Origin of the sequence: Pseudomonas sp. ML96, from assembly GCF_000761545.1 — a bacterium.
Lineage (GTDB): Bacteria > Pseudomonadota > Gammaproteobacteria > Pseudomonadales > Pseudomonadaceae > Aquipseudomonas.
Genome location: NZ_JPMY01000010.1, coordinates 32,826 through 58,279, shown reverse-complemented (window position 1 = coordinate 58,279; position 25,454 = coordinate 32,826). Strand labels below are relative to the sequence as shown.

Here is a 25,454-nt window from a genome sequence, read left to right as displayed (position 1 = left end):
GTGACGGGTGGTTAACGCCATGCGAGGAGGATGCCATGCACATTTTGCTGACTGGCGGTACAGGTCTGATCGGCCGGGCCCTGTGCCAACACTGGTTGCCCAAGGGCCATCAGCTGACCGTGTGGAGCCGCACGCCGCAGCGCGTCGCCGAGCTGTGTGGCACTGCGGTGCGCGGCATCGGCCGCCTCGAGGAGTATGGCGACGGCCCGCTGGATGCGCTGATCAACCTGGCCGGCGCGCCCATCGCCGACCGGCCCTGGACGCACAAGCGCAAGGCGCTGCTGTGGGCCAGCCGCATCGGCCTCACCGAGCAGTTGCTGGCCTGGCTGGCCAGCCGCGACCAGCGGCCGCAGGTACTGATCAACGGTTCCGCCGTAGGCTGGTATGGCGACGGCGGCGAGCGTGAGCTGCACGAGGACAGCCCGCCGGTGATCGAGGACTTCGCCGCCCAGCTGTGCGGCGCTTGGGAAGAGACCGCGCTGCGCGCCGAGGAGCTGGGCCTGCGTGTGGTCCTGTTGCGCACCGGGCTGGTCCTGGCTGGCGACGGCGGCTTTCTCCAGCGCCTGTTGTTACCGTTCCGCCTGGGCCTGGGTGGGCCGATCGGCAACGGTCGGCAATGGATGCCGTGGATTCACCTGCGCGATGAAATCGGCCTGATCGATTTTCTCTTGCAGCGGGAAGACGCCCACGGTCCCTATAATGCCTGCGCGCCGCAGCCGGCCAGGAACAAGGCGTTTGCCCGCTCCCTCGGTCGCGTGCTGCAGCGCCCGGCGCTGTTGCCGCTGCCCGGGCCGTTGCTCAAGCTGGGCCTGGGCGAGCTGTCCGGGCTCTTGCTCGGCGGGCAGAAGGCCCTGCCGCAGCGGGCTCTGGCCGCCGGCTACGAATTTCGTTTCACCGATCTCGACTCGGCCCTGGCCGACCTGCTCAAGGACACCGCATGACCGATCATGCCCTGCTGTTGCTCAATCTGGGTTCGCCGGCCTCTACCTCGGTGGCAGATGTGCGCCGCTACCTCGACCAGTTCCTCATGGACCCCTATGTGGTCGACTTGCCCTGGCCGCTGCGCCGGCTGCTGGTGTCGCTGATCCTGGTCAAGCGCCCGGCCGAGTCGGCGCATGCCTACTCGTCGATCTGGTGGGAAGGTGGCTCGCCGCTGATCGTGCTCAGCCGCCGCCTGCAGGAGGCGATGGCGCCGCACTGGCCGCACGGCCCGGTGGAACTGGGCATGCGCTACGGCGAGCCGTCCATCGCCAGCGCGCTCAACCGCCTGGTGGCCCAGGGTGTGCGCAAGGTGACCCTGGCGCCGCTCTACCCGCAGTTCGCCGACAGCACCACCACCACCGCACTGGAAGAAGTGCGCCGGGTGGTGCGCGAGCAGAACCTGCCGCTGCAGTTCGCCAGCCTGCCGCCGTTCTTCGCCCAGCCAGAATACCTCGACGCCCTGGTGGCCAGCGCCAAGCCCTATCTGGAGCAGGATTTCGACCACCTGCTGCTGAGCTTCCACGGCCTGCCCGAGCGGCATATCCGCAAGCTGGTGAAAGATCCCAATCACAGCCTGACCGCGACCAGCAGCGCCGGTGTCAGCGACGAGACCTTGGCGGTGTGCTACCGCAGCCAGTGCCTGCGCAGCGCCGAGCTGTTCGCCGAGCGCGCCGGGCTGCCGGCGGGCAAGTGGTCGGTGTCGTTCCAATCGCGCCTGGGCCGCGCCAAGTGGATCGAGCCCTACACCGAGGCGCGCCTGGACGAGCTGGGCAAGGCCGGGGTGAAGAAGCTACTGGTGATGTGCCCGGCCTTCGTCGCCGACTGCATCGAGACCCTCGAGGAGATTGGTCAGCGCGGCCAGGAGCAGTTCCGCGAGGCCGGCGGCGAGGAACTGGTGCTGGTGCCGTGCCTGAACGACCACCCGCAGTGGGTCGAGGCGCTAAAAGTGCTGTGCGAGAGGGCGCCGCTGGCGAACTGAAATGCACATCGTCGCCGCAGCGCTGGCCCTGCTGGCGCTGGCATTCAGCGCGCAGGCTGCAGAGCTGCGCGTATGCCAGCACGATGTCGGGCGCTATGCCTATCGCATCGAGCTGGCCAACCTGATCCTGGCGCGTACGGCGGTCACCCATGGTGAGCTGCATATCGCCCCTGCTCTCGTCGAAGACCCGCCGCAGGAGCGCTGCCTGCTGCAGCTGCGCGATGGCGAGGTGGACCTGGCCTACGTGCCACCCAATGCCGAGCGCCTGCAGCAGTTCGACATGCTGCCCTTCGACATCCACGCCGGCATGCTCGGCTACCGCCTGCTACTGATTCGCCGCGAAGACGCACCGCGTTTCGCTCAGGTGCGCACTCTGGATGACCTGCGCCAGTTGCGCGGCGGCTTCGTCAGCCAGTGGAGCGATTTTTCCGTGTTTGCCCGCAACGGCCTGCCGGTGGTCGGCACGCCGCGCCCGGAAAACCTGCTGGCGATGCTCGCTGGCCACCGCTTCGACTACTACCACCGGGCACCGCACGAAGTCTGGGCGGAGTTCGATGGCGCGGCGGCACAGTACCCGCAGTTGATGGTCGAGCCGACCCTGGCGCTGGTCTACCCGCTGCCGGTGTACTTCGCCTTCAATCGGCAGAATGTCGAGCTGCGCGAGCGCTTCGAGGACGGTCTGCGCCTGATCCAGCTCGATGGCAGCTTCCAGCAGTTGCTGTTCCGCCATTTCGGCAGGGAGCTGGAGCGCAGTCGCCTGCACGAGCGGCGCCTGCTGATTCTCGGCAACGATCTGCCGGAAGGCTTGCCCGCGGCGGACAGCCGTTTCTGGCTGCAGCGCTAGGCAGGAGGGAACCGCGGCCACTGAGCGTGGCCGCGGGTAAGGCTTACAGCACTTCGAACAGACCGGCTGCGCCCATGCCGCCGCCGACGCACATGGTCACTACCACGTACTTCACGCCGCGCCGCTTACCTTCCAGCAGGGCGTGGCCGACCATGCGCGCGCCGCTCATGCCGTAGGGGTGGCCGATGGCGATGGCGCCGCCGTTGACGTTGAGCTTGGCCGGGTCGATGCCGAGCTTCTGCGCGCTGTACAGCACCTGGCAGGCGAAGGCTTCGTTGAGCTCCCACAGGCCGATGTCGTCGACGCTCAGGCCGTGCTGCTTGAGCAGTTTGGGTACGGCGAATACCGGGCCGATGCCCATCTCTTCCGGGGCCAGGCCGGCCACGGCGATGCCGCGGTACAGGCCCAGCGGCTGAATGCCGCGCTGGGCGGCCAGGGCGCCGCTCATCAGCACGTTGGCGCTGGCGCCGTCGGACAGCTGGCTGGCGTTGCCGGCGGTGATGCAGCCGCCTTCGATCACCGGCTTGAGGTTCTGCAGGTCGCCGAGCACGGTCTGCGGACGGTTGCCTTCGTCGAGGCTGAGGGTGACGTCTTCGAAGCTGACCGCGCCGGTTTCTTTATCCACCAGTTTCTTGCGTGCGGTAACCGGGACGATCTCGTTGGCGAACAGGCCGGCGGCCTGGGCGGCGGCGGTGCGCTGCTGCGACAGGAAGCCGTATTCGTCCTGGGCCTCGCGGCTGATGTTGTAGCGCTTGGCGACGATCTCGGCGGTCTGCAGCATCGGCATGTAGGCATGCTCGGCCATCTTCACCACGGCCGGGTCGTAGTCGGCGCCGGACCATTTCATGTGGGTGTTCTGTACCAGGCTGATCTGCTCCTGGCCGGCACCGACGGTGACGGCCATGCCGTCGACCATGATCTGCTTGGCGGCGATGGAGATGGCCATCAGGCCGGAGGCGCACTGGCGGTCGATGGTCTGGCCGCTGACCGACAGCGGCAGGCCGGCGGCCAGGGCGGACAGGCGCGCCAGGTTGATCGCGGCGGTGCCGCCCTGCATGGCGGTGCCCATCACCAGGTCCTCGATCTCGCCCGGCTCGATGCCGGCGCGCTCGACGGCGGCGCGAATGGCCACGGCGCTCATGGACGGCGACTTGAGGTCGTTGAAGGCACCGCGGAAGGCCTTGGCGATGGGCGTACGGGCGGTGGAAACGATGACGGCGTCTTGCATGGCGAAATGCTCCTGTTGTTGTCGTGTCAGTCGCGCAGCAGGCGGGCGAGTGCCGCGCGCAGCGTTTCGGGAATCGGCACCGGGCGGTTGCTGGTGCGGTCGACGAAGACGTGGACGAAGCGCCCGGCGGCGCAGGCTTCGTCTTCGCCGGCCTTGAAGATGGCCAGCTCGTACTGCACCGAGCTGTTGCCCAGCTTGCCGACGCGCAGGCCGACCTCGATGCGTTCGGGGAAGGCGATGGAGGCGAAGTAGTCGCACGACGAGCTGACCACGAAGCCGATCACCTCGCCCTCGTGGATATCCAGGCCGCCGACTTCGATCAGGTAGGTGTTCACCGCGCTGTCGAAGAAGCCGTAGTACACGACGTTGTTGACGTGACCGTAGACGTCGTTGTCGTGCCAGCGCGTGGTGATCGGCTGGAAGTGGGCGTAGTCGCCGCGCAGGTGCTGCGGTGGGTTCATGCTCGGTCCTCGTGCTTGCGTACCACCCTAAGGCCTGGATGGTGCGCGGGATACTTTGATTCGTCGGCTGTATTGCGGCCTATTGGCCGGCTCCAGCATTCGCCGGGTGGATCGCGTGCTATCGAACTACCCGGCAGCAGGTGATCAGTACGCCGCCTGGTAGATGGCCAGGGCGTCGGCCTCGTTCACCTCGCGCGGATTGTTCACCAACAGGCGCTGCTGGAGCATGGCGTCGCTGGCCAGGGTGCTCAGCATGGCCTCCGGCACGCCGGCATCGCGCAGGCGGCTGGGCAGGCCGCAACGTTGATTCAGCGCGGCCAGCTCGTCGATAAAGGCTGCACAACGTTGTTCCGTGCTGCCGCCCTGGAAGCGCTCGCCGAGCAGCAGCGGCGTCAATTCGGCATACAACGGCATGGCGGCCGGGGCGTTGAAGCGCAGCACCTGTGGCAGCACCAGGGCGTTGGACAGGCCATGGGGAATATGGAAGTGCCCGCCCAGCGGATAGGCCAGGGCGTGCACCGCCGCCACCGGCGCGTTGGCGAAGGCCTGGCCGGCGAGCAGGGCGCCGAGCAGCATGGCCTGGCGCGCCTCGCGGTTCTGCCCGTTGTGCACTGCCTGGTCGAGGTTGGCGGCGAGCAGGCGCAGGGCCTCGCGAGCCAGCAGGTCGGACAGCGGGTTCTTCTTGATCTTGCTGGTGTAGGCCTCGATGGCGTGGACCATGGCGTCGATGCCGGTGGCGGCGGTCACCGCCGGAGGCAGGCCGAGGGTCAGGTCGGCATCGAGCAGCGCCAGGTCCGGCAGCAGCAGTGGCGAGACCACGCCCATCTTGGTGGTTTCGCCGGTGGTGACGATGGCGATCTGGGTTACTTCCGAGCCGGTGCCGGCGGTGGTCGGCACCTGGATCAGCGGCAGGCGCTGGCCACGCGCGTTGCCCACGCCGTAGATGTCTTTCAGCGCCTGCTGGCAGTTGGGATGGGCGAGCAGGGCGACCAGCTTGGCCACGTCCATCGAACTGCCGCCGCCGAAGCCGATCACCAGGTCGGCGCCGAGGGTGCGGGCGCGCTCCACGGCGTTGAGCACGATGGCCTCGGGCGGGTCGGCGATCACCTGGTCGAACACTTCCACGGCCACGCCGGCCTGGGCGAAGCCGGGCAGCACGCCGTTGAGCAGGCCGAAGCGGGTGATGCCGGGGTCGGTGACCAGCATCACGCGCTGGGCGCCGCGCTCCTGGCACAGGCTGGCGAGGCGCACGCTGGAGCCGGATTCGCAGAGGATCTGCGCGGTGGTGGCGAAGCTGAAGGGTTGCATGACGAATCCTCCGAAGGTCAGGGCTGCGCCGGCACGGGCTGCTGGCGGGCGAAGAAGTCCCAGATGGCCCGTGGGCCGTCGAAACCGGAAAGGGTGGGGCCGAGCAGGCGCGGCGCGCGGAAGCCGGCCTGGGGCAGCAGGTGGCCGCCGCCGATCACGGCGAACAGGGCGACCTCGGCACGGCCATCGGCGTGCCAGTGGTCGAACTCGACGCGTTGCGCCGGCTTGCTGGCATCGCTCCAGGCCTGCTCGCGGTGCATGTCGGCGGCGGCGAAGCCGGCGCGTTCGGCGAAGTACAGCGCCGACTCGTAGGACGAATGCACGGTGCCGCGGTCGCCGAAGCCGAACAGGGTGACGCGGCCGCCGTTGTAGGGGTTGATCGGGTCACGGGTGCCGTTCATGAACAGCACCGGCGTGGCGCCGGCCACCGGGCGGCAGGCGAGGTTGTCGGGCGTCGGCAGGTTGGCCGCCACGGCGGCGACGCCGGCCAGCAGCTGCGGGCGTTGCAGGGCGATGCGCAGACCCAGGTGGCCGCCGTTGGAGTAGCCGGCGAGGAAGGCGCGGCGAGGGTCGGCGCCGTGCAGGGTGGCGAAGCGCTGGATCAGCGCGGCGATCAGGCCGACGTCGTCGATGTTCTGCCGGCGCGCCGGGTAGTCGGCGGTGCTGCGGCAGTCGTTCCAGTTGCGTTCGTAGCCCTGTGGGTAGACGACGATGAAGCCGTGTTCGTCGGCCAGGCGTTCGAACTCGTAGGCGCTGAAGGTGCGGATATCGTCGATGGTCTGCAGCGAGCCGTGCAGGACGAACAGCAGCGGCGCATTGGCCGGCAGCTTGGCAGGAATGTAGTAGGCGTAGTCGCGCGCGCGGCCACCGACTTCGAGGCTGCCCTGTTGCAGGCTGGCGCTCAGGCTGGGTTCAGCCGGTTTCGGCGCGTAGAGGAAATAGCCATACAGGCCGGTCAGGATCAGGGCCAGCACCAGCAGGATTTTCAGCACAGTTCTTGTTGTTTTCATCCGTGCCTCTCGGTGAGGGGAAGGGGCTGCGTGCGGGGCTACCCGAGAACGATCATCGGGCAGCGCCGCACGCAGCGCCAATCAGAACGCGAAGCTGTCCTCCGGCATCGCCATCAGGCACGCCGCGCCGCCCAGCAGGGCCTCGCGGTGGCCGCTGGCACGCGGCAGCACGCGGCGCAGGTAGAACGCGGCGCTGTGCAGCTTGGCCTGGTAGAACGCCGCTTCGCCGCTGCCGGCGTCGAGCTTCTGCTGGGCGGTGGCGGCGGCCTGCAGCCAGAAACCGGCCAGCAACACATAGGCCGAGTACTGCAGGAAGTCCACCGAAGTGGCGCCGATTTCCTCGGAGTCGGCCTGGCTCAGGCTGATCACCTGCGCCGCCAGTTCGCGCCACTGCTGCAGGCGCGCGCTGACCACACCGGCCAGTTCGGCCAGGGCCGGTTGGCTGGCGCTGCGGTCGGCCAGGGCGGCGAACTCGTCGATCAGCGCGTTGAGCTCCGCGCCACCGTCGCCGAGCAGCTTGCGGCGGATCAGGTCGAGCGCCTGGATGCCGTTGGTGCCCTCGTAGAGCTGGGTGATGCGGCTGTCGCGCATCAGCTGCTCCATGCCCCACTCGCGGATGAAGCCATGGCCGCCATAGACCTGCACCGCATGGCTGGCCACTTCCTGGCCCATGTCGGTGAAGAACGCCTTGACGATCGGGATCAGCAGTGCGGCGCGCTTGGCCGCAGCCTTGCGCTCGGCAGCCTCGCCGGCGCCGTGCTCCAGGTCGAGCTGGCGCGCGGTGTAGGCGGCGAGCATGCGGCTGCCTTCGACCAGGGTCTTCTGGGTCAGCAGCATACGGCGCACGTCCGGATGCACGATGATCGGATCGGCCGCCTGCTGCGGCGCCACGGCGCCATTCAGGCCGCGCGACTGCAGACGTTCGCGGGCATAGCGCAGCGCGCCCTGGAACGCCGCCTCGCCCAGGCCCAGGCCCTGCAGGCCGACCTGGAAGCGCGCGTCGTTCATCATGGTGAACATGCAGGCCAGGCCCTGGTTGGCCTCGCCGACCAGCCAGCCGGTGGCGCCGTCGAAGTTCATCACGCAGGTGGAAGCGCCCTTGATGCCCATCTTGTGCTCAATGGCGCCGCAGGACAGCGCGTTGCGCTGGCCCAGGCCGCCCTCGGCGGTGGCGATGAACTTGGGTACCAGCAGCAGGCTGATGCCCTTCACGCCGGCCGGTGCGTCCGGCAGGCGCGCCAGCACCAGGTGGACGATGTTCTCGGACAGGTCCTGCTCGCCGCCGCTGATAAAGATCTTGTTACCGGTGACCTTGTAGCTGCCGTCGGCCTGCGGTTCGGCGCGAGTGCGTAGCAGGGCCAGGTCGGTGCCGGCTTGCGGCTCGGTCAGGCACATGGTGCCGGTCCACTGACCGCCGACCATCTTGGCCAGGTAGGCGTCCTTGAGCTCGTTGCTGCCGTGCTTGTCGAGCGCCAGCACGGCGCCCTCGGTCAGGCCGGAGTAGATACGGAACGACAGCGAGGCGCCCATCAGCATCTCGTGGAAGGCGAAGGACACCAGCTGCGGGAAGCCCTGGCCGCCGAAGTCGAGCGGTCCGGTCATGCTTGCCCAGCCGTTGTCGACGTACTGCTTGTAGGCGGAACGGAAGCCCGTGGGCGTAGTGACGTCGCCGTTCTCCAGCTGGCAGCCTTGCTCGTCGCTGTTGCGGTTGAGCGGGGCGATCTCGTTGCCGGTGAAGGCCGCTGCCTCCTCTAGCACGCCGTCGATCAGCTCGCGGTCGAGGCCGTTGTTCAGGCGCTCGCAGTGGCCGGCGACGTCGAACAGTTCGTGCAGCACGAAGCGCATGTCGCGCAGGGGGGCTTGGTAGCTCATGCGCGGCCCTCCTGTACGTCGGCGAAGCGCTTGCCGTCTGCCACCAGGCGGTCGATCAGGCCGGCCGGCTGCCAGTGCGCGCCGAAGCGCTCGGTAAGGTTCAGCAGGCGCTCGCGAATCGCGGCCACGCCCTGGGCGTCGGCCCAGGCCATCGGCCCGCCTTTGTCGGCGGGGAAGCCGTAGCCGTTGAGATAGACCAGGTCGACGTCATGGCTGTTGGCGGCGATGTTCTCCTCGAGAATCTTCGCACCCTCGTTGACCAGGGCCAGCAGGCAGCGCTCGAGGATCTCCTCCGGGCCGACGTTGCGGCGCTGGTAGCCGAGGCGCTCGCCCTCGCGCTGCACCAGCGCGTCCACCAACGGATCGTGCTCGGCCTGGCGGCTGCCCGGCGCGTAGCTGTAGTAGCCCTTGCCGGACTTCTGGCCGAAGCGGCCGAGTTCGCACAGGCGGTTGTCGACCTGCACCTGGGCCACATCCTGGCCCTTGCCGGCCAGCTCGCGAGCACGCCACTCCAGGTCGATGCCGACCACGTCGTACATGCGGAACGGACCCATGGCGAAGCCGAAGCCCTGCAGGGCGCTGTCGACCTGATGCGGGTAGGCGCCTTCCAGCAGCATGCTGCGCGCCTCGAACACGTAGGTGTGCAGCATGCGGTTGCCGATGAAGCCGTCGCAGTTGCCGGCCACCACGCTGATCTTGCCGATGCGCTGGCCGAGGGCCACGGCGGCGTCGAGCACGGCCGGTGCGGTCTCGGCGCCACGCACGATCTCCAGCAGCTTCATGATGTGCGCCGGGCTGAAGAAGTGCAGGCCGAGCACGTCCTGCGGGCGAGTGGTGACGGCGGCGATGGCGTCGATATCCAGCGCCGAGGTGTTGCTGGCGAGGATCGCGCCCGGCTTCACGATGCGGTCGAGGGTGCGGAAGATTTCCTGCTTGAGTTCGAGGTTCTCGTAGACGGCTTCGATCACCAGATCGACGTCGGCCAGGTCGGCATACTCGTTCACCGCCTGGATACGCGACAGGCGCAGGCTGGCTTCGCCGGTGGTGATGCGGCCCTTGGCGACGTTCTGCGCCCAGGTATCCTCGGCCATCTTCAGGCCGGCCTCGACCATCTGCGGGTTGTTGTCCAGCCACAGGACCGGGATGCCGGCGTTGGCCAGGCTGATGACGATGCCGCGGCCCATGGTGCCGGCGCCGATCACGGCGGCCTGTTCGATCTTGTAGTTATTGCTCATAGCCTTTCCTCGAACGCGATAGCGAAAACTGACGCACCTTAAGTACCGCTGTACTATTTGAGAAATTTTGACTTGTGATAAGTTGAATTCCTCTCGTGAATATATCGACCTTCGACCTCAACCTTCTGCGCGTGCTCGATGCCCTGCTGCGCGAGCGCAATGTCTCGCGCGCTGCCGAGCATCTGGCGCTCAGCCAGCCGGCGGTGAGCAACGCGCTGGGGCGCCTGCGCGACCTGCTCGACGACCCGCTGCTGGTGCGCGTGGGCCGCGCCATGCAGCCGACACCACGGGCGCTGGAGCTGGAAGCGCCGATCCGCGCCGCCCTGCGGCAGATCGAGGAGAGCCTCAGTGAAGGCAGCCGCTTCGATCCGGCACGCAGCCGCCAGCGCTTCACCATCGCCCTGACCGACTACGCCGAGATGCTGCTGATGCCGCGCCTGCTGGCGCGCCTGGCCGAGCTGGCGCCGGGCATCCGCATCGACGTGCGTCACCTGTCGCCGCGCCTGCCAGCCGAGGCGCTGGAGAAGGGCGAGATCGACCTCGCCTTGGGCCGCTTCGAGGCGCTGCCGCCACGCTTCGTCGGTCGCCGCTGGATGAGCGAAACCCTGCAACTGGTGGCGCGCCGTGATCATCCACAGTTGCGGGAGGGCCTGAGCCTGGATGGCTTCCTGCGTCTGCGTCACCTGTGGGTGCACGGCGGGCAGACCCGCGGCATGGTCGAGCAGTGGCTGGGCGAACATGGCCTCAGCCGCGAGATCGTCTACACCACGCCGAACTACCTGCAGGCCGCGCACATCGCCGCCGGTGGCGATTTGGTGGCGGTGCTGCCGACGCGCCTGGCGCGCTACTTCGCCGGTCTGCTGCCGCTGAAGCTGTTCGACCTGCCGTTCGAGCTGGGGCCCTTCCATCTGGAGATCGTCAGCCTCGACCTGCGCAGTCGCGATACGCCGTTGCAGTGGCTGATCGAGCAGATCCAGGCGCTGGATCAGGCCTGAGCGCGACCATTCGTCGTGTTTTCTCCATCGCAGGCGCCGCGCAAGCGAGGCGCGAAGGCTCTACGACGAGGTTTTGCCTAGCGCAGCGGGGGATCTGCGCCGAGCGCCTCTGCCATGGGCGATAGCACGGAGTGAGCGCCACGCGGGCGGAACGGAGTGACCGTTTGCCGGGGAAAAAGTGCTAGATCATCTGCTCCCGCGCCTTATGCCCCATCCGCCTAAAGCCGCGGGTTGCAGCGCCGTAGACTGGGGCTCCCAGGCCGAGAAACCAGGGAGAACCCTATGCCTATCGCCATCAATCCGATTGGCAACAGCCTCTACGAATCGCGCCCGCTGCGGGCGATCGATGACAGTGACACCGCACTGGGCCCGGTGCGTAACCGTTTCGACACCGAGCTCAACCCGACCAGCGCCGAGCGGTTGCAGGATCGTCTGGAACTGGCCCGTGAACGGGCCGCTGAGCGTTCCGCGCGGCAGCAGGAACTGGCCGAGGAACGTCGTGAGCTACTGCGCGAAGAGCTGGCCGAGCAGGCGCGGCAGGCAGCAGATGAAGCCGCCAGCAACCTGCAGGATCGGCTGCGTCAGCAGCAGGTTGAGCGGGTGCTGGAGGCCCAGCGGGCCGAGCAGTTGCAGATGAACGCCGAACAGGACGACCCACTGACGACGCAGAATGCCGTGCAGCAGCAGACGTCTACCCAGCTGACCTTCGGTCCGCAGCAGACGGTGACCACGCGGACCGCGATCGAGGCGATCACCACCTATCAGGAAACCCGTGATCTGATTGCGTGACGTTCGCCGCGCGGGCCGCTGAGACACGATCTGTTGTGATTTGGCGGCCGGTGGCGGCTGTGTGCTGGTAGTGTTGTGCCGAAACGAGGAGCGGAATCCCCGCAGCACGCGGTGGTCAACGCCTGAGCACAACAACAAAGGAAGGACGCCATGCACGCACGTTCACTGCTGCCCGGTCTGCTGGTGGCGATTGCGCTCGCCGGTTGCAGCGATGGTTCGAACCAGGCGATCGAGCAGGGCTACGGCCCGCAGCCGCAATTGCCGAAGCCGAGCGAAGGGCTGCTGCCCACCGTCAATATCGCCCCCGCCGTAGGTTGGCCCGACGGTGGCAAACCCGTGGCCGCCGCTGGCACCCAGGTCAATGCCTTCGCCTCCGGCCTGGATCATCCGCGCTGGCTGTACGTGCTGCCCAACGGCGATGTGCTGGTGGCGGAGAGCAATGCGCCGGCGCGTGATGGTGGCGGGATCAAGGGCTGGATCGCCGGCAAAGTGATGGAGAAGGCCGGCGCCGGGGTGCCCAGCGCGGATCGCATCAGCCTGCTGCGCGATGCCGACGGCGATGGCGTCGCCGAGATGCGCACGGTGTTCCTCGATCAGCTGCACTCGCCGTTCGGCATGGTGCTGGTTGGCGATCAGCTGTATGTGGCCAATGCCGATGCCCTGCTGCGTTTCACCTACCGGGATGGCCAGACCCACATCGAAGGTGAGGGCGCCAAGCTGACCGACCTGCCGGCCGGGATCAATCACCACTGGACCAAGAACGTCATCGCCAGCCGCGATGGCAGCAAGCTGTATGTCACCGTCGGCTCCAACAGCAATGTCGGCGAGAACGGCATGGACATCGAGGAGGGGCGCGCGGCGATCTGGGAGGTCGACCCGGCCAGCGGCGCCAAGCGCCTGTTCGCCAGCGGCCTGCGCAACCCCAACGGGCTGGCCTGGGAGCCGGTGAGCGGCAAGCTGTGGACCTCGGTCAACGAGCGCGACGAGATCGGCGATGACCTGGTGCCGGACTACATCACCTCGGTGCAGGACGGCGGCTTCTACGGCTGGCCCTACAGCTACTTCGGCCAGCATGTCGATGCGCGGGTGCAGCCGCAGCAGCCCGAGCTGGTGGCCAAGGCCATCGTCCCCGACTACGCCCTCGGCGCGCACACCGCCTCGCTGGGCATTGCCTTTGCCGACCAGGCGCAGCTGCCGCCGTTCAAGGAAGGCATGTTCATCGGTCAGCACGGCTCGTGGAACCGCAAGCCGCACAGTGGCTACAAGGTGATCTTCGTGCCGTTCAAGGGCGGCAAGCCCGATGGCATGCCGCAGGATGTGCTGAGCGGCTTCCTCGATGGCGAGGAGCAGGCCATGGGCCGCCCGGTGGGCGTGGTGGTCGACAAGCAGGGCGCGCTGCTGGTGGCGGACGATGTCGGCAACCTGATCTGGCGCGTCAGCGCCAAGGCGAGTGAGTAGGCGGGTGTCGCGGCGCCTGCCCTCCCTGTTCGCGCTGCTACTGCCCGGCCCGTTGCTGGCCGGCGAGGCCGTGCAGCTCGATCCCGCGGTGATCAGCGGCTCGCGCAGCGCCGAGCGCAGCTTCGATCTGCCGTTCTCGGTCGACAGCCTGGATCGGCGCACCATCAGCGAAGGGCAGCCGGGCATCAATGCCTCCGAGGTGCTACAGCGGGTGCCCGGGTTGGTGGTGCAGAACCGGCAGAACTACGCCCAGGACCTGCAGGTGTCGTCGCGTGGCTTCGGTTCGCGTGCCACCTTCGGCGTGCGCGGCATCAAGCTGATCGCCGACGGTATCCCGGCCAGCACGCCGGATGGTCAGGGTCAGCTGGCCACCTTCGACCTCGACAGCGCCGAGCGCATCGAGGTACTGCGCGGGCCGATGGCGACGATGTACGGCAGCAACGCGGGCGGTGTGATCCAGCTGTTCTCCCGCGACGGCGAGGGGCCGCCGCAGGTGTCCGCCGGCACGGCCTGGGGCAGCGACCGGCTGAGCCGACAGCGGCTCAGTGCCGAGGGTGGCAATCAGTGGGGTGGCTTTCTCGTCGATAGCTCGCGGCTGGATACCGACGGCTACCGTGACCACAGCGCGGCCCTGCGCGAGCAGACCTTCGCCAAGCTCACCCTGCATCCGGACGACGACAGCCGCCTGGCCCTGAGCTTCAGCGACTTTAACCAGCAGAGCGACGATCCGCTGGGGCTGACCTGGGACGCCTACCAGGCCGACCCACGTGCGGCGCCGGCGGTGGCCGAGCTGTTCGATACGCGCAAGAGCATCGACCAGCAGCAGCTGGGCCTGAACTACGAGCGCCAGTTCGGCGCGGCCAGCCTGCAGAGCACGCTGTATGCGGGAACCCGGCGGGTGGTGCAGTACCAGTCGATTCCCGTCGCCGTGCAGGGCAACCCGAAACATGCTGGCGGGGTGATCGACTTCTCCCGCGAGTTCCACGGCGGCAGCCTGCGCTGGCTGCAACCGGTTGAGGCCTTGCCCGGCGAGTTCGAGTGGGTGCTGGGGCTCGATTACGACCATAGCGAGGACGACCGCCAAGGCTACGAGAACTTCGTCGGCAGCCTGCTGGGTGTGAAGGGGCAGCTGCGCCGCGACGAGCTCGACCGGGTCACCAGCCTCGACCCCTACCTGCAGGCCAACTGGCGCCTGGGCGACTGGACCCTGCAGGCGGGTGTGCGGCATAACCGCGTCGAGGTGGAGGTCGACGATCACTTCCGCAGCAACGGCGACGACAGCGGCAGCCGCACCTACCAGCAGAGCACGCCCGCCTTCGGCGTGCTCTACGCCTTCACGCCCGAGCTGCACGGCTATTTCAGCGTCGGCCAGGGTTTCGAGACCCCGACCCTGAACGAGCTGGCCTATTCGCCCGATGCCGGCGGCTTCAACCTGCAGCTCGATGCGGCGACCAGCCTGCAGTACGAGCTGGGCCTCAAGGCCCTGCTCGGCGAAGCGACGCGGTTGAACGCCGCGCTGTTCCAGATCGAGACCGACGACGAGCTGGTCGTGGCTGGCTCATCCTCCGGGCGCAGCACCTACCAGAATGCCGCGCAGACCCTGCGCCGTGGTGTCGAGCTGAGCCTGGAGCAGCAGTGGGGCGAGCAGTGGCAGGCCAGCCTGGCCTACACCTACCTGCAGGCGACCTACGACCAGGACTTCAGCAGCGCCGGGCGGCAGATCGAGGCGGGCAATCGACTGCCCGGCGTGCCGACCACGACCCTATACGGCGAGCTGCTCTGGCGCCCGAGCGAAACACTCTCCACGGCCATCGAGGGCCTGTATCGCAGCAAGGTGTATGTCGAGGACAGCAACCAGCAACGCCCGGCACCGGGCTATGCCGTGTTCAACTGGCGCGTACGGCATGAGCAGAGCTTGCAGCAATGGACCTTCGGCCAAACCCTGCGCCTGGATAACCTGCTGGACCGCGACTACATCGGCTCGGTCATCGTGGCCGAGGGCAACGGTCGTTATTACGAGCCGGCGCCGGGGCGTAACTGGTATCTCGGCGCCGATCTCGCCTTCAACTTCTGAGTGGCTGCAAGGCCAGTGCTTTGGCACAGCGGGAAGGTCCCCGCGTGGCGTGCCGTGGATTAGGCTGCAGGGACAATAACGATAAGGAAGACCGCCATGCGCAAGCTGTTGTTACTGGCCCTGCTCGCCGGCTGCAGTCACCTGCTGTTCTGGCCCACGGAGTTGCAGCCACGGGCCTGGCAGCCGGGCCCGGTGCCCAAGGCCGAGGGTGTGTGGGCCGCCAATGGCCGGCTGGATGGCGCGGTGCTGGAACAGTCCGGCCTCGACGGCCCGGACACCGTGGTGGTGGACGGCCAGGGCCGGCGCTACAGCGGCATCGGCGATGGGCGCATCCTGCGCTGGCAGGCGGGGGAGGCGGCGCAGACCTTCGTCAGCCTGGCCGGGCGTCCGGTGGGCATGAACTTCGGGCCGGACGGCAGCCTGTACGCGGCGGACGAAGCCAATGCCAAGGTCTGGCGCGTGTCTCCCGAGGGGCAGGCGCAGGTCGTGGTGCAGAGCGATGCCCAGCAGCGCTTTACCTTCCTCAACGATGTGTTCGTCGCCCGCGATGGCCGCCTGTTCTTCACCGAGGCCTCCAGCCGCTGGGGCCTGGCCGACAACAAGCGCGCCCTGCTGGAACACGGCGGCGACGGTGGTGTGTTCGTGCGCTATGTGGACGGGCGCATCGAGCGGGTGATGGATGGCCTGCAGTTCGCCAACGGCGTGGTGCTCAGCCCGGACGAGTCCTACCTGCTGGTCGCCGAGACCGGTGCCTATCGCATCACGCGCCTGTGGATACAGGGCCCGCGCAGTGGCCAGCGCGAGGTGCTGGTGGACAACCTGCCGGGCTTCCCCGGCGATCTGTCCATCGCCCCGGACGGCAGCTACTGGTGCTCGTTCTTCTCGCCGCGCAAGACCGTGCTCGATGCGCTGGGGCCCTGGCCATTCCTGCGCAAGGTCGCCTCGCGCCTGCCGCCGGCGCTGCTGGCGCGGCCCAGCCGCTATCCCCATGTGTTCCGCTTCGACGGCGAGGGCCGCGTGCTGGAGAGCCTGCAGGCCTCGCCGGACAGCGAGCTGCCCAGCTTCAGCAGCGTGGTACAGGTGGGCAACGAGCTGCTGCTCGGCACTCCCGGTGGCGTAGGCGAGATCGATGCCGATCGCGCCTACCGTGTTGCTCTCTAGTCGGTCAGCGCCAGTTCGTCGCGCGCCTCGGGCTGCGGCGAGCTGAACTCCAGGCAGCCGTCGTCGAGGCGGCCGTGGCGCAGCAGGGCCAGGTCCAGCAGGTAGTTCTGATACAGCTTCCACGGCATGCGGTCGCCCTGGCTGGGCAGCAGGTGGGCGGCGCGGTCGATGTAGCCGGACTGCAGGTCGAGGAACGGCTCCTTGCCGATCTCGCCGTGCTGGCGCGGCGTCACCTGGCGCATGCCGAGCGCATCCATGTGCTGGATCAGGCGGCACAGGTACTGGCTGGAAAGGTCCGCCTTGAGCGTCCAGCTGGCGTTGGTGTAGCCGAGGATCACCGCGGCATTGGGCAGGTCGCGCAGCATCAGGCCGCGATAGCCCATGCTCTCGGCCGCAACGAAGGGCCGGCCGTCGACCAGCAGCTGCATGCCGCCGAACAGCTGCAGCTCAAGGCCGGTGGCGCTGACGATGGCATCGGCCGGCAGCTCGCGGCCCGAGCGCAGCTGCACGCCGCTCTCGGTGAAGGTTTCGATCTCGTCGGTGACCACCTCGGCGCGGCCCTGGCGCAGGGCGGCGAACAGGTCGCCGTCGGGCACCGCGCAGACGCGCTGGTCCCACGGGTTGTAGCGCGGGCTGAAGTGGCGCATGTCGTAGCCCTCGCCGAGCTGGCGGCGCGCAAGGCCGAGCAGCAGGCGGCGGATCAGGCCGGGGCAGGACTTGGCCAAGCGATAGAACAGCATCTGGAAGGCCACGTTGCGCGTGCGCCCCAGGCGATACACCCAGGTGGCCGGCAGCCAGCGGCGCAGCGCGGCAAGCAGGCGGTCGTGCTGCGGCAGGTTGATCACGTAGCTCGGCGAGCGCTGCAGCATGGTCACGCTGGCGGCCTGCTCGGCCAGGGCCGGCACCAAGGTCACGGCGGTGGCGCCGCTGCCGATCACCAGGATGCGCTTGCCGCTGGGGTCGAAGTCCTGCGGCCAGAGTTGTGGATGGATGAAGCTGCCAGCAAAGCGCTCGCGGCCGGGGAAGGACGGGGTGTAGCCGGCCTCGTAGCGGTAGTAGCCGGTGCACAGCATCAGCATGCGGCAGCGCAATTGCAGTGGCTCGCCGGCATCGCCGCGCTGCACGTCGAGGGTCCACAGCGCTTGCTCGCTATCCCACTGTGCGCGCTGCACGCGATGCTGGTAGCGGATCAGCGAGTCGACGTCGTGCTCGCGGGCGGTGTCTTCGATATAGCGGCGGATCGACGGGCCGTCGGCGATGGTCTGCGGATCGGTCCAGGGGCGGAAGCTGTAGCCCAGGGTGTACATATCCGAGTCGGAGCGGATGCCGGGGTAGCGGAACAGGTCCCAGGTACCGCCCATGGCGGCGCGCCCTTCGAGGATCGCCACGCGCTTGTCCGGGCACTCGCGGCGCAGGTGGCAGGCGGCGCCGATGCCGGACAGGCCGGCGCCAACGATCAGGATATCCAGCTCTTCGACGGACATGCGGGCTCCTCATTCCATGTGTGCAGCAAGCCTAGCCAACCCGGTGGGGTGCATGGACGCAGCATGGCATCAGCAAGGTGCTCTGAGCGAACCGCGAGGAGGGTAAAAGCGCCAAACTGACGACTGCGGCGCAATGAAAAAGGCCCCGCAGTGCGGGGCCTTGGCGATCAGATCTCGGGATCGATCGGCGGGTGCTTGCGCCAGGCGTTGCCGCCCGGTAGCAGCAGGTTCAGCGCCAGGGCGCTGATGGCGCACAGGGAGATGCCGGAGAGGGCGAAGGCCTTGCCGCCGATGACCATGCCGCCGATGCCGAATACCAGGGTCACCGAGACGATCACCAGGTTGCGCGCCTCGGACAGGTCGACCTGGTGGCGGATCAGGGTGTTCAGGCCGACCACGGCGATGGAGCCGAACAGCAGGCAGAGGATGCCGCCCATCACCGGTACCGGGATGGCCTGCAGCGCCGCGCCGAACTTGCCGATGAAGGCCAGGGTGATGGCGAAGATCGCCGCCCAGGTCATCACCTTGGGGTTGAAGCTCTTGGTCAGCATCACCGCGCCGGTGACTTCGGCGTAGGTGGTATTGGGCGGGCCACCGAACAGGCCGGCGGCCGAGGTGGCCAGGCCGTCACCGAGCAGGGTGCGGTGCAGGCCGGGCTTGCGCACGAAGTCCTTGCCGGTGACGGTGCCAACGGCGATCACCCCACCGATGTGCTCGATGGCCGGGGCCAGGGCCACCGGCACCATGTACAGGATGGCGCCGAGGTGGAATTCGGGGGCCATGAACTTGGGAATCGCCAGCCAGGGCGCGGCGGCGATGCCGGTGGTGTCGATCACGCCGAAGAAGGCCGAGAGGATGCAGCCCACGGCGATGCCGGAGAGGATCGGCACCAGGCGGAACAGACCGCGACCGAGCACGGCCACCAGCACGGTGGTGACCAGCGCCGACATGGAGATGAACATGGCGGTCTGGTAGGGCACCAGCTGCGCGGCGGCGTCACCGGTCTTGCCCATGGCCATGTTCACCGCCACCGGCGACAGCGCCAGGCCGATGGAGATGACCACCGGACCGATCACCACTGGCGGCAGGACGCGGTCGATGAAGCCTGGGCCTTTCAGCTTCACGGCCAGGCCGAGGAAGGTGTAGACGAAGCCGGCGGCGACCACGCCGCCGAGCACCGCCGGCATGCCGAACTCACCCTTGGCGGCGATGATCGGCGCGATGAAGGCGAAGGAGGAGGCCAGGAACACCGGTACCTGGCGGCCGGTAGCCAGCTGGAACAGCAGGGTGCCGATACCGGCGGTGAACAGCGCCACGTTCGGGTCCATGCCGGTGATCAGCGGCATCAGCACCAGGGCGCCGAAGGCGACGAACAGCATCTGCGCGCCCGAGAGGATCTGCCGCGGTAGCGGATCGTTGTACTCGCTCATGCTCAGGCGTCCTTCTGCTTGGTGCCGAAGATCTTGTCGCCGGCATCACCGAGGCCGGGAATGATGTAGCCGTGCTCGTTGAGGCACTGGTCGATGGAGGCGGTATAGATGGTCACGTCGGGGTGGGCGTCCTCGACCTTCTTGATGCCTTCGGGAGCGGCGACCAGCACCATGGCGCGGATTTCCTTGCAGCCGGCCTTCTTCAGCAGGTCGATGGTGGCGACCATGGAGCCGCCGGTGGCGAGCATCGGGTCGACGATCAGCGCCAGGCGCTCGTCGATCTCCGGTGCCAGCTTCTCCAGGTAGGTGTGCGCCTGCAGGGTCTCTTCGTTACGCGCGATGCCCACCGCGCTGACCTTGGCGCCCGGCACCAGGCTGAGCACGCCGTCGAGCATGCCGATGCCGGCACGCAGGATCGGCACCACGGTGATCTTCTTGCCGGCGATCTTCTCCACTTGCACCGGCCCGGCCCAGCCCTGGATCTCGTAGTTTTCCAGTGGCAGGTCGTTGGTTGCCTCATAGGTGAGCAGGGCGCCCACTTCCTGGGCCAGTTCGCGGAAGTTCTTCGTGCTGATGTCGGCGCGGCGCATCAGACCGATCTTGTGGCGGATCAGCGGATGGCGGATCTCACGGATGGGCATGCAGGGGTCTCCGGGGCGGGCAAAAAATTCTGGCTAGAGTAAAGCACTGGTCGTGCCACTTAGAAGCCGCGCAGTTTACCGGCTCACCTGAGCGAGTGGTCAGAAAATGTACCCGCGGGCTTGCCCTGTGCGAGCCATCTGAGTACCTTTGCCGACCATTTTTTAACCAGCCCCTATTTTCTACCCGGAGCGCGCCATGTCCGCCGATCTCGCCCACATCCGCCAAATCATGGCCGAAGCCGATTGCCTGTTCACCGAGGCCGAGGTCGAAGCGGCCATCGACCAGGTCGGTGCGACCATCAGCGCAGAGCTGGCCGAGTCCAATCCGGTGGTGTTCTGTGTGATGAACGGTGGCCTGATCTTTGCCGGCAAGCTGCTGACCAAGCTGAACTTCCCGCTGGAGCTGTCCTACCTGCACGCCACCCGCTATCGCAGCGAGACCACCGGCGGCGAGCTGTTCTGGAAGGCCAAGCCGGAAATCTCCTTCATCGACCGTGAAGTGCTGATCATCGACGACATCCTCGACGAGGGTCACACCCTGTCGGCCATCATCGAGTTCTGCAAGCACGCCGGCGCCCGCGCCGTGCACACCGCCGTGCTGATCGACAAGGACCACGACCGCAAGGCCCGTCCGGACCTCAAGGCGGACTACGTCGGCCTGTCCTGCCAGGACCGCTTCATCTTCGGCTACGGCATGGACTACAAGGGTTACTGGCGCAACGCCGCCGGCATCTACGCCGTCAAAGGCCTCTGATCCTGTATAGGATCTGCTGCGCGTCGGCCATGCTGCGTTAGAAGCGCGCTCGGACTGCTCATTTACACTCAGTAAACTCCGCGTCCTCGCGCGCTTCTGCCTTGCCTGGCTCTAGCTCGCGAGATCCTAAACAGGATCAACCCATGAGTAAGCCGACTTTCCTCGACCGCGCCCTGTTCGCCGCCCTGGTGGACCAGGCGCAGGAGAGCCCGCGCCGGCGCGCCCACCACAACCTGCACGAGATGAGTGAGCCCTGCCACCGCCTGGCGGTGGGGCTGCAGCCCGACACCTATATACCGCCGCATCGTCACCTGTCCGCCGACAAGGCCGAGACCCTGCTGGTGCTGCAGGGCCGCATCGGCCTGCTGCTGTTCGGCGAGGACGGTACGCTCGAGCAGACCCGCCTGCTCGAGGCCGGTGGTGATTGCCTCGGCGTCGACCTGGCGCCCGGCCAGTTCCACGCCCTGGTGGTGCTGGAAAACGACAGCATCCTCTTCGAATGCAAGGCCGGTCCCTACCGCCAACTGGTCGAGGCCGAGCAGGCCGCCTGGGCGCCGCGCGAGGGCGAAGCCGGCGTCGCTGACTACCTGGTCTGGATGAAGTCGCACTTCGCTGCCTGAAAACGCACCTTTAGTCGCGTTGAGCGGCGGCCTGGGCGGGGGTAAACTGCCGGCCCCGTGATGCCCGCTAGCTGGAGTGCGTGATGCGTAAAGACAAGAAACAGGTGATTGGCGAAGAGATCAGCGACGACTCGATCCGTCTTTTCTTGGATGTCGAGCCGGCCGATGACACCCCGCCGTCCCTGCACAAGCTGGTCAAGGCCTACCGCGGCCTGCGCATCGACGACTTCGAGAAGTTCCTGACCTTCTTCAAGGACGCCGGTTACGACCTGGATGCCAAGGACGCTCAGGGCCAGGATTTTATCGCCCTGATCCAGGACCAGCGCCTGGCCGAGCCCTATGTCGAGGCAGTAAAAGCGGCGAAAGCCTGAGGCTTTGTAGAAAAAGTGACCGTCTGACGGGGTTCGTTCATTTTTTGCGCCTGAGTCAGCGGCATTAATGGTATTGTGCGCGCCGAAAACTCCCGCCCCGAGTGCCCTGAAAGCCTCGGCGCGCATGGCCTCAGGCCGGCGCAGAGCGGTTGCGGAGTGACGGCGAATTGAAGAATTGAACGCACGGATCGCCCACAGGCGGCACGTGCCGGACGAGGTTGCTCGGTGTCTGTCAGGCCAAGTCATCGGCCACGGTGCCAGCCCTCCGAAGCTCCAGACACCCGTCTGGCTGTCAGTGATTAGACGTCGATGCGCGGCTCAAAAGGCCGATGTCAGCGGCTTGGTACTGCAGATCTTGGAGAAGCGTTAATGACGCAAGTCAATCACGAAACTGTGGATGTGCTGCTGGTCGGTGCCGGCATCATGAGCGCCACCCTCGCGGTGCTGCTCAAGGAGCTGGACCCGAACCTCAAGCTGGAGATCGCTGAACTGCGTTCCTCCGGTGCCATCGAGAGTTCCAACCCGTGGAACAACGCGGGTACCGGTCACGCCGGCCTCTGCGAGCTGAACTACACGCCGCAGGCGGCAGACGGCTCGATCGACATCAAGAAGGCCGTGCAGATCAACGCCCAGTTCGAAGTGTCCAAGCAGTTCTGGTCGCACCTGGCCGGCAAGCAGGGCTTCGGTTCGCCGCGTGACTTCATCAATCCGGTGCCGCACCTGAGCTTCGTGCGTGGCGAGAAGGACGTGGGCTTCCTCAAGACCCGTCACGCCACCATCAGCCAGCACCATGCCTTCGCGGACATGGAGTACACCGAAGACAAGGCCACCATGGCCGAGTGGATGCCGCTGATGATGCAGGGCCGCGATGCCAACGAGCGCATCGCCGCGACCCGTTCCGCCAACGGTACTGACGTCAACTTCGGCGCGCTGACCAACCAACTGCTGCAGTTCCTCGCCACCCAGGGCGGCATCAACGTCAGCTACAGCCAGAAGGTCACCGGCCTCGAGCGTAGCGGTGATGGCTGGACCGCCCAGGTGAAGAACACCAAGAGTGGCGAGCAGCGCGAAATCAAGGCCAAGTTTGTCTTCCTCGGCGCCGGTGGCGGCGCACTGCCGCTGCTGCAGATGTCCGGCATTCCGGAAGGCAAGGGCTTCGGCGGCTTCCCGGTCAGCGGTCAGTGGCTGCGTTGCGACAACCCGGAAGTGGTCAAGCAGCACCAGGCCAAGGTCTACAGCCAGGCCGAAGTGGGCGCGCCGCCCATGTCCGTGCCGCACCTGGACACCCGCGTGGTGGACGGTAAGACCTCGCTGCTGTTCGGCCCCTACGCCGGCTTCACCACCAAGTTCCTCAAGTACGGCTCGTTCCTCGACCTGCCGCTGTCGGTACGTCCGAGCAACATCGGCCCGATGCTGGCCGTGGCGCGCGACAACTTCGACCTGACCCGCTACCTGATCAAGGAAGTGCTGCAGTCGCCGGAACAGCGCCTGGAATCCCTGCGCAAGTTCTACCCGAACCTGAATCCGGCCGACTGGCGCCTGGAGATTGCGGGTCAGCGCGTGCAGATCATCAAGAAGGACGCTAAGAAGGGCGGCATCCTGCAGTTCGGTACCGAGCTGGTGGCGGCCGAAGACGGCTCCATCGCCGCACTGCTGGGCGCCTCGCCAGGCGCCTCGGTGACCGTGTCGATCATGCTCAACCTGATCGAGCGCTGCTTCGCCGACAAGGCCAAGGGCGAGTGGGCGGACAAGCTCAAGGAAATCTTCCCGGCCCGTGAAAAGGCCCTGGAAGACGACGCCGAGCTGTACCGTTCGGTCGCCGAGCGCAGCGCCCAGGCTCTGCAACTGGCCTGATCCGGCTTTTTCATGCCTGGGATTCAGGCGGCCAGGGCGCTTTGCGCTCGCTTGGCAGGGTGCTGCGGGATGACTCGCGCTTCTGCTGGCAGGCGCTGGCCCAGCCAGTGATTGCGCAGCTCGTGCACCTCCACCCAGCCGTCATCGCCGGGCATCTCGCTAGCCTCGCGCAGGGCGCGGCAGTTGCCCTTGGCATCCAGCAGGGCGAAGCGGCGCATCCGGGCGCGCGGGGTGAGCAGGGACCACAGACTCATCATCGAAGCATTCCTCATACGACTGCCCAGGCTTTATCGCACAGGCCGGTGACAGGGCCGTTACAGGAACTGCAAAGCAGCTGCGGTGGTCGGAAAGACAGTCAGCGGAGCGCTGGGTATACTGCCGGCCATTTTCCGCCGCCACCTTTTCGGAGATCGCCCATGAAGAAACACCTGCTGTTCGGTCTGCTTGCCGTATTTGGCGTCACCCTCGTCGGTTGCGCCCACAGCCCACAGCAACTGCGCCCACAGCCCAAGCTCAACGCGCCGCTGGCGGCCGTAGGCCAGGGCCAGCCGGTCGTGGTGCGCGTGGTCGATGGTCGTCCGTCGCCGGTGCTCGGCACCCGTGGTGGCCTGTATCCGGAGACCAGCAACATCAGCGTCGAAGGCAAGGACATCCTGCCGCGCCTGCAGACCGAAGCCGAAGCCGCCGTTCGCCTGCTCGGCTTCACTCCGAGCCCGAATGCCTACAACGCGCCGCAGCTGACCCTGACCCTGGCCGAGCTGAAGTACCAGTCGCCGAAAGAGGGCATGTACGTCACCGAGGCCGACATCAGCGCCACCTTCCGTGCCGACGTGCAGAACAGCAGCCGTCGCTACAGCGGCCGCTACGGCGCCTCGCTGAACCAGCGCTTCGGCATGGCGCCGAACCAGGAAACCAACACCAAGCTGATCAGCGACGTGCTCAGCGACGCCCTGACCCGCACCTTCAAGGACCCGACCATCGGCCAGCTGCTCGGCCAGCAGTGAGGATGGTGCGTTAATGAAAAAGCCCGGCAATCGCCGGGCTTTTTCTTTTCAGGGGAATCAGGCCGCTTCGGCGTAGAGCTCCGGCAGCGACAGGCCGGTGTGTTCGTCGATGTCGGGCAGGTCGTAGTGCTCATGGCCGCCCATGGCGCAGTACACCAGCCAGTGGTGGTCCTGCACATTGAAGGAGAGCTCGTCGATCACCTCTTCGACCTCGTCCAGCGAATCGATCAGATAGTCTTTGTCTACCGGTTGCGGGTTGAGCATGGCGGTTCCTCCGCGATTGTTGATGGCGCTCCGTCACTTCAGTGACTGGTGAGTCACTAAGGGAGAATCAAACCCTAGGCCAGGAATATTGCGGTTTTCAGACGATTTCGCGATTAGCACCAACGTTCGTCGGAAACGGAATTTATAACTGACCCGTTTTCAGTAGACTGCCGCCCGCCGAAGCCTAGGCCACCCGCCGCCTGCGGCCCGATCCTGCCTATTTTTGGTGCGCCCCCGAACCGATGCGAGCCGCGAGCCAGAGCCGACCGACGGTCGCTGCCTGCTGCTGGTGCCGGCGATTTCCTGCTGATGGTGCACCGCTACCGTTGTCGAGGTGATTCGCGTGACCCTGCAGTACCTCTGGAGCCTGTTTGCTGACCATCCCGGGCACGTGGTGAATGGTCTGGCCCTGTTCTTCGCCCTGGCCGGCAGCTGGTTGTTGCTCGCCACTCGCCTGCGCGAACAGCGCGCTGGTGCTCGTCTGGCTGCGGACAGCGAACTGGACGACGTCGATGGCGAGGCTTCGCTGCTGGACGAGCGCACCCTGCGCATCAACCGCTTCTTCTTCCACTTCGCCAGCGCTTGCCTGGCGGCGGCGCTGGTCCTGTCGTTCTACAGCACCAGCCTGTAAACGGCG

Annotated in this window: 25 protein-coding genes; 14 read left to right on the top strand and 11 right to left on the bottom strand. The window is 67.0% G+C overall.

What is annotated here, in order from left to right; all coding sequences use genetic code 11:
• Positions 1-35 precede the first annotated feature (35 nt).
• The 3 genes from IP89_RS06905 to IP89_RS22720 are packed head-to-tail and all read left to right on the top strand — an operon-like array spanning position 36 to position 2,804.
• On the top strand, positions 36-941 hold the full coding sequence (locus IP89_RS06905) for a TIGR01777 family oxidoreductase (protein ID WP_043308610.1): 906 nt from the start codon (positions 36-38) through the stop codon (positions 939-941).
• The gene (gene hemH, locus IP89_RS06900; RefSeq protein ID WP_043308609.1) at positions 938-1,960 is read left to right on the top strand and encodes a ferrochelatase; all 1,023 of its coding nucleotides are present in this window, start codon (positions 938-940) and stop codon (positions 1,958-1,960) included. The genes IP89_RS06905 and hemH overlap by 4 nt, the downstream gene beginning before the upstream one ends.
• A 1-nt stretch (position 1,961) precedes the next feature.
• Positions 1,962-2,804, top strand: a complete 843-nt coding sequence (locus tag IP89_RS22720) for an ABC transporter substrate-binding protein (RefSeq protein WP_052080988.1) — start codon at positions 1,962-1,964, stop codon at positions 2,802-2,804.
• 43 nt (positions 2,805-2,847) lie between these two features.
• On the opposite strand, the gene IP89_RS06890 is transcribed toward IP89_RS22720, so the two are convergent.
• The 6 genes from IP89_RS06890 to IP89_RS06865 form a co-directional block, all read right to left on the bottom strand.
• Positions 2,848-4,032 carry an acetyl-CoA C-acyltransferase gene (locus tag IP89_RS06890; protein ID WP_043308608.1) on the bottom strand — a complete coding sequence of 395 codons (1,185 nt, stop codon included), beginning with the start codon at positions 4,030-4,032 and terminating at the stop codon, positions 2,848-2,850.
• 26 nt (positions 4,033-4,058) lie between these two features.
• On the bottom strand, positions 4,059-4,493 hold the full coding sequence (locus tag IP89_RS06885) for a thioesterase family protein (protein WP_043308607.1): 435 nt from the start codon (positions 4,491-4,493) through the stop codon (positions 4,059-4,061).
• 144 nt (positions 4,494-4,637) lie between these two features.
• Positions 4,638-5,801 carry an iron-containing alcohol dehydrogenase gene (locus IP89_RS06880; RefSeq protein WP_043308606.1) on the bottom strand — a complete coding sequence of 388 codons (1,164 nt, stop codon included), beginning with the start codon at positions 5,799-5,801 and terminating at the stop codon, positions 4,638-4,640.
• Between the two features lie 17 nt (positions 5,802-5,818).
• Positions 5,819-6,811 (bottom strand): PHB depolymerase family esterase, encoded by a 993-nt coding sequence (locus IP89_RS06875; RefSeq protein WP_043308605.1) that lies wholly within the window; start codon positions 6,809-6,811, stop codon positions 5,819-5,821.
• Positions 6,812-6,892: 81 nt separating this feature from the next.
• A complete protein-coding gene (locus IP89_RS06870; RefSeq protein ID WP_043308604.1) occupies positions 6,893-8,683 on the bottom strand; it encodes an acyl-CoA dehydrogenase C-terminal domain-containing protein in 1,791 nt (596 codons plus the stop codon).
• On the bottom strand, positions 8,680-9,918 hold the full coding sequence (locus IP89_RS06865; RefSeq protein ID WP_043308603.1) for a 3-hydroxyacyl-CoA dehydrogenase: 1,239 nt from the start codon (positions 9,916-9,918) through the stop codon (positions 8,680-8,682). The genes IP89_RS06870 and IP89_RS06865 overlap by 4 nt, the downstream gene beginning before the upstream one ends.
• 95 nt (positions 9,919-10,013) lie before the next feature.
• Here IP89_RS06865 and IP89_RS06860 point away from each other — a divergent pair, with 95 nt between their 5' ends.
• From IP89_RS06860 to IP89_RS06840, 5 genes are all read left to right on the top strand, one after another.
• Positions 10,014-10,913 carry a LysR family transcriptional regulator gene (locus IP89_RS06860; RefSeq protein ID WP_043308602.1) on the top strand — a complete coding sequence of 300 codons (900 nt, stop codon included), beginning with the start codon at positions 10,014-10,016 and terminating at the stop codon, positions 10,911-10,913.
• A 282-nt stretch (positions 10,914-11,195) separates the two neighbouring features.
• A complete protein-coding gene (locus tag IP89_RS06855) occupies positions 11,196-11,702 on the top strand; it encodes a hypothetical protein (RefSeq protein ID WP_043308601.1) in 507 nt (168 codons plus the stop codon).
• A 150-nt stretch (positions 11,703-11,852) separates the two neighbouring features.
• Positions 11,853-13,160 carry a sorbosone dehydrogenase family protein gene (locus IP89_RS06850; RefSeq protein ID WP_043308600.1) on the top strand — a complete coding sequence of 436 codons (1,308 nt, stop codon included), beginning with the start codon at positions 11,853-11,855 and terminating at the stop codon, positions 13,158-13,160.
• Positions 13,161-13,164: 4 nt separating this feature from the next.
• Positions 13,165-15,234, top strand: a complete 2,070-nt coding sequence (locus IP89_RS06845) for a TonB-dependent receptor (RefSeq protein ID WP_156115002.1) — start codon at positions 13,165-13,167, stop codon at positions 15,232-15,234.
• 96 nt (positions 15,235-15,330) lie between these two features.
• Complete coding sequence (locus IP89_RS06840; RefSeq protein WP_052080986.1) at positions 15,331-16,395, top strand: SMP-30/gluconolactonase/LRE family protein; 1,065 nt, start codon at positions 15,331-15,333, stop codon at positions 16,393-16,395.
• On the opposite strand, the gene IP89_RS06835 is transcribed toward IP89_RS06840, so the two are convergent.
• From IP89_RS06835 to upp, 3 genes are all read right to left on the bottom strand, one after another.
• Positions 16,392-17,879 carry an NAD(P)/FAD-dependent oxidoreductase gene (locus IP89_RS06835; RefSeq protein WP_043308599.1) on the bottom strand — a complete coding sequence of 496 codons (1,488 nt, stop codon included), beginning with the start codon at positions 17,877-17,879 and terminating at the stop codon, positions 16,392-16,394. The genes IP89_RS06840 and IP89_RS06835 overlap by 4 nt on opposite strands.
• Before the next feature lie 167 nt (positions 17,880-18,046).
• Positions 18,047-19,309: a uracil-xanthine permease family protein gene (locus tag IP89_RS06830; RefSeq protein ID WP_043308598.1), complete on the bottom strand. Its 1,263-nt coding sequence runs from the start codon at positions 19,307-19,309 to the stop codon at positions 18,047-18,049.
• Between the two features lie 2 nt (positions 19,310-19,311).
• Entirely contained in the window at positions 19,312-19,950 is a 639-nt protein-coding gene (upp, locus tag IP89_RS06825; protein ID WP_043308597.1) for a uracil phosphoribosyltransferase, read from the bottom strand.
• A 196-nt stretch (positions 19,951-20,146) separates the two neighbouring features.
• Here upp and IP89_RS06820 point away from each other — a divergent pair, with 196 nt between their 5' ends.
• The 4 genes from IP89_RS06820 (at position 20,147) to mqo (ending at position 23,549) form a co-directional block, all read left to right on the top strand.
• A complete protein-coding gene (locus tag IP89_RS06820; RefSeq protein WP_043308596.1) occupies positions 20,147-20,704 on the top strand; it encodes a hypoxanthine-guanine phosphoribosyltransferase in 558 nt (185 codons plus the stop codon).
• Positions 20,705-20,847: 143 nt separating this feature from the next.
• Positions 20,848-21,324: a WbuC family cupin fold metalloprotein gene (locus IP89_RS06815; protein WP_043308595.1), complete on the top strand. Its 477-nt coding sequence runs from the start codon at positions 20,848-20,850 to the stop codon at positions 21,322-21,324.
• An 83-nt stretch (positions 21,325-21,407) separates the two neighbouring features.
• On the top strand, positions 21,408-21,695 hold the full coding sequence (locus tag IP89_RS06810; protein WP_043308594.1) for a PA4642 family protein: 288 nt from the start codon (positions 21,408-21,410) through the stop codon (positions 21,693-21,695).
• A 369-nt stretch (positions 21,696-22,064) separates the two neighbouring features.
• Positions 22,065-23,549 (top strand): malate dehydrogenase (quinone), encoded by a 1,485-nt coding sequence (mqo, locus tag IP89_RS06805; RefSeq protein ID WP_043308593.1) that lies wholly within the window; start codon positions 22,065-22,067, stop codon positions 23,547-23,549.
• A gap of 23 nt (positions 23,550-23,572) precedes the next feature.
• On the opposite strand, the gene IP89_RS06800 is transcribed toward mqo, so the two are convergent.
• The gene (locus tag IP89_RS06800; protein WP_043308592.1) at positions 23,573-23,806 is read right to left on the bottom strand and encodes a hypothetical protein; all 234 of its coding nucleotides are present in this window, start codon (positions 23,804-23,806) and stop codon (positions 23,573-23,575) included.
• A 159-nt stretch (positions 23,807-23,965) separates the two neighbouring features.
• Here IP89_RS06800 and IP89_RS06795 point away from each other — a divergent pair, with 159 nt between their 5' ends.
• Complete coding sequence (locus tag IP89_RS06795) at positions 23,966-24,553, top strand: YajG family lipoprotein (RefSeq protein WP_043308591.1); 588 nt, start codon at positions 23,966-23,968, stop codon at positions 24,551-24,553.
• Between the two features lie 57 nt (positions 24,554-24,610).
• Here the strand turns inward: IP89_RS06795 and IP89_RS06790 are convergent, their stop codons facing one another.
• Positions 24,611-24,817 (bottom strand): hypothetical protein, encoded by a 207-nt coding sequence (locus IP89_RS06790; RefSeq protein WP_043308590.1) that lies wholly within the window; start codon positions 24,815-24,817, stop codon positions 24,611-24,613.
• Positions 24,818-25,160: 343 nt separating this feature from the next.
• On the opposite strand from IP89_RS06790, the gene IP89_RS06785 reads away from it, so the two are divergent.
• A complete protein-coding gene (locus IP89_RS06785; RefSeq protein ID WP_043308589.1) occupies positions 25,161-25,448 on the top strand; it encodes a hypothetical protein in 288 nt (95 codons plus the stop codon).
• Positions 25,449-25,454: the final 6 nt, after the last annotated feature.

Bases quoted from the DNA above. Each gene is read 5' to 3' on its own strand.
- IP89_RS06820 (WP_043308596.1), top strand. From the start codon at position 20,147: ATGTCCGCCGATCTCGCCCACATCCGCCAAATCATGGCCGAAGCCGAT.
- IP89_RS06870 (WP_043308604.1), bottom strand. From the start codon at position 8,683: ATGAGCTACCAAGCCCCCCTGCGCGACATGCGCTTCGTGCTGCACGAA.
- IP89_RS06840 (WP_052080986.1), top strand. From the start codon at position 15,331: ATGCGCAAGCTGTTGTTACTGGCCCTGCTCGCCGGCTGCAGTCACCTG.
- IP89_RS06815 (WP_043308595.1), top strand. From the start codon at position 20,848: ATGAGTAAGCCGACTTTCCTCGACCGCGCCCTGTTCGCCGCCCTGGTG.
- upp (WP_043308597.1), bottom strand. From the start codon at position 19,950: ATGCCCATCCGTGAGATCCGCCATCCGCTGATCCGCCACAAGATCGGT.
- IP89_RS06865 (WP_043308603.1), bottom strand. From the start codon at position 9,918: ATGAGCAATAACTACAAGATCGAACAGGCCGCCGTGATCGGCGCCGGC.
- IP89_RS06880 (WP_043308606.1), bottom strand. From the start codon at position 5,801: ATGCAACCCTTCAGCTTCGCCACCACCGCGCAGATCCTCTGCGAATCC.
- IP89_RS22720 (WP_052080988.1), top strand. From the start codon at position 1,962: ATGCACATCGTCGCCGCAGCGCTGGCCCTGCTGGCGCTGGCATTCAGC.
- IP89_RS06875 (WP_043308605.1), bottom strand. From the start codon at position 6,811: ATGAAAACAACAAGAACTGTGCTGAAAATCCTGCTGGTGCTGGCCCTG.
- IP89_RS06790 (WP_043308590.1), bottom strand. From the start codon at position 24,817: ATGCTCAACCCGCAACCGGTAGACAAAGACTATCTGATCGATTCGCTG.
- mqo (WP_043308593.1), top strand. From the start codon at position 22,065: ATGACGCAAGTCAATCACGAAACTGTGGATGTGCTGCTGGTCGGTGCC.
- IP89_RS06810 (WP_043308594.1), top strand. From the start codon at position 21,408: ATGCGTAAAGACAAGAAACAGGTGATTGGCGAAGAGATCAGCGACGAC.
- IP89_RS06835 (WP_043308599.1), bottom strand. From the start codon at position 17,879: ATGTCCGTCGAAGAGCTGGATATCCTGATCGTTGGCGCCGGCCTGTCC.
- IP89_RS06795 (WP_043308591.1), top strand. From the start codon at position 23,966: ATGAAGAAACACCTGCTGTTCGGTCTGCTTGCCGTATTTGGCGTCACC.
- IP89_RS06830 (WP_043308598.1), bottom strand. From the start codon at position 19,309: ATGAGCGAGTACAACGATCCGCTACCGCGGCAGATCCTCTCGGGCGCG.
- IP89_RS06905 (WP_043308610.1), top strand. From the start codon at position 36: ATGCACATTTTGCTGACTGGCGGTACAGGTCTGATCGGCCGGGCCCTG.
- IP89_RS06850 (WP_043308600.1), top strand. From the start codon at position 11,853: ATGCACGCACGTTCACTGCTGCCCGGTCTGCTGGTGGCGATTGCGCTC.
- IP89_RS06800 (WP_043308592.1), bottom strand. From the start codon at position 23,806: ATGATGAGTCTGTGGTCCCTGCTCACCCCGCGCGCCCGGATGCGCCGC.
- IP89_RS06855 (WP_043308601.1), top strand. From the start codon at position 11,196: ATGCCTATCGCCATCAATCCGATTGGCAACAGCCTCTACGAATCGCGC.
- IP89_RS06885 (WP_043308607.1), bottom strand. From the start codon at position 4,493: ATGAACCCACCGCAGCACCTGCGCGGCGACTACGCCCACTTCCAGCCG.
- hemH (WP_043308609.1), top strand. From the start codon at position 938: ATGACCGATCATGCCCTGCTGTTGCTCAATCTGGGTTCGCCGGCCTCT.
- IP89_RS06890 (WP_043308608.1), bottom strand. From the start codon at position 4,032: ATGCAAGACGCCGTCATCGTTTCCACCGCCCGTACGCCCATCGCCAAG.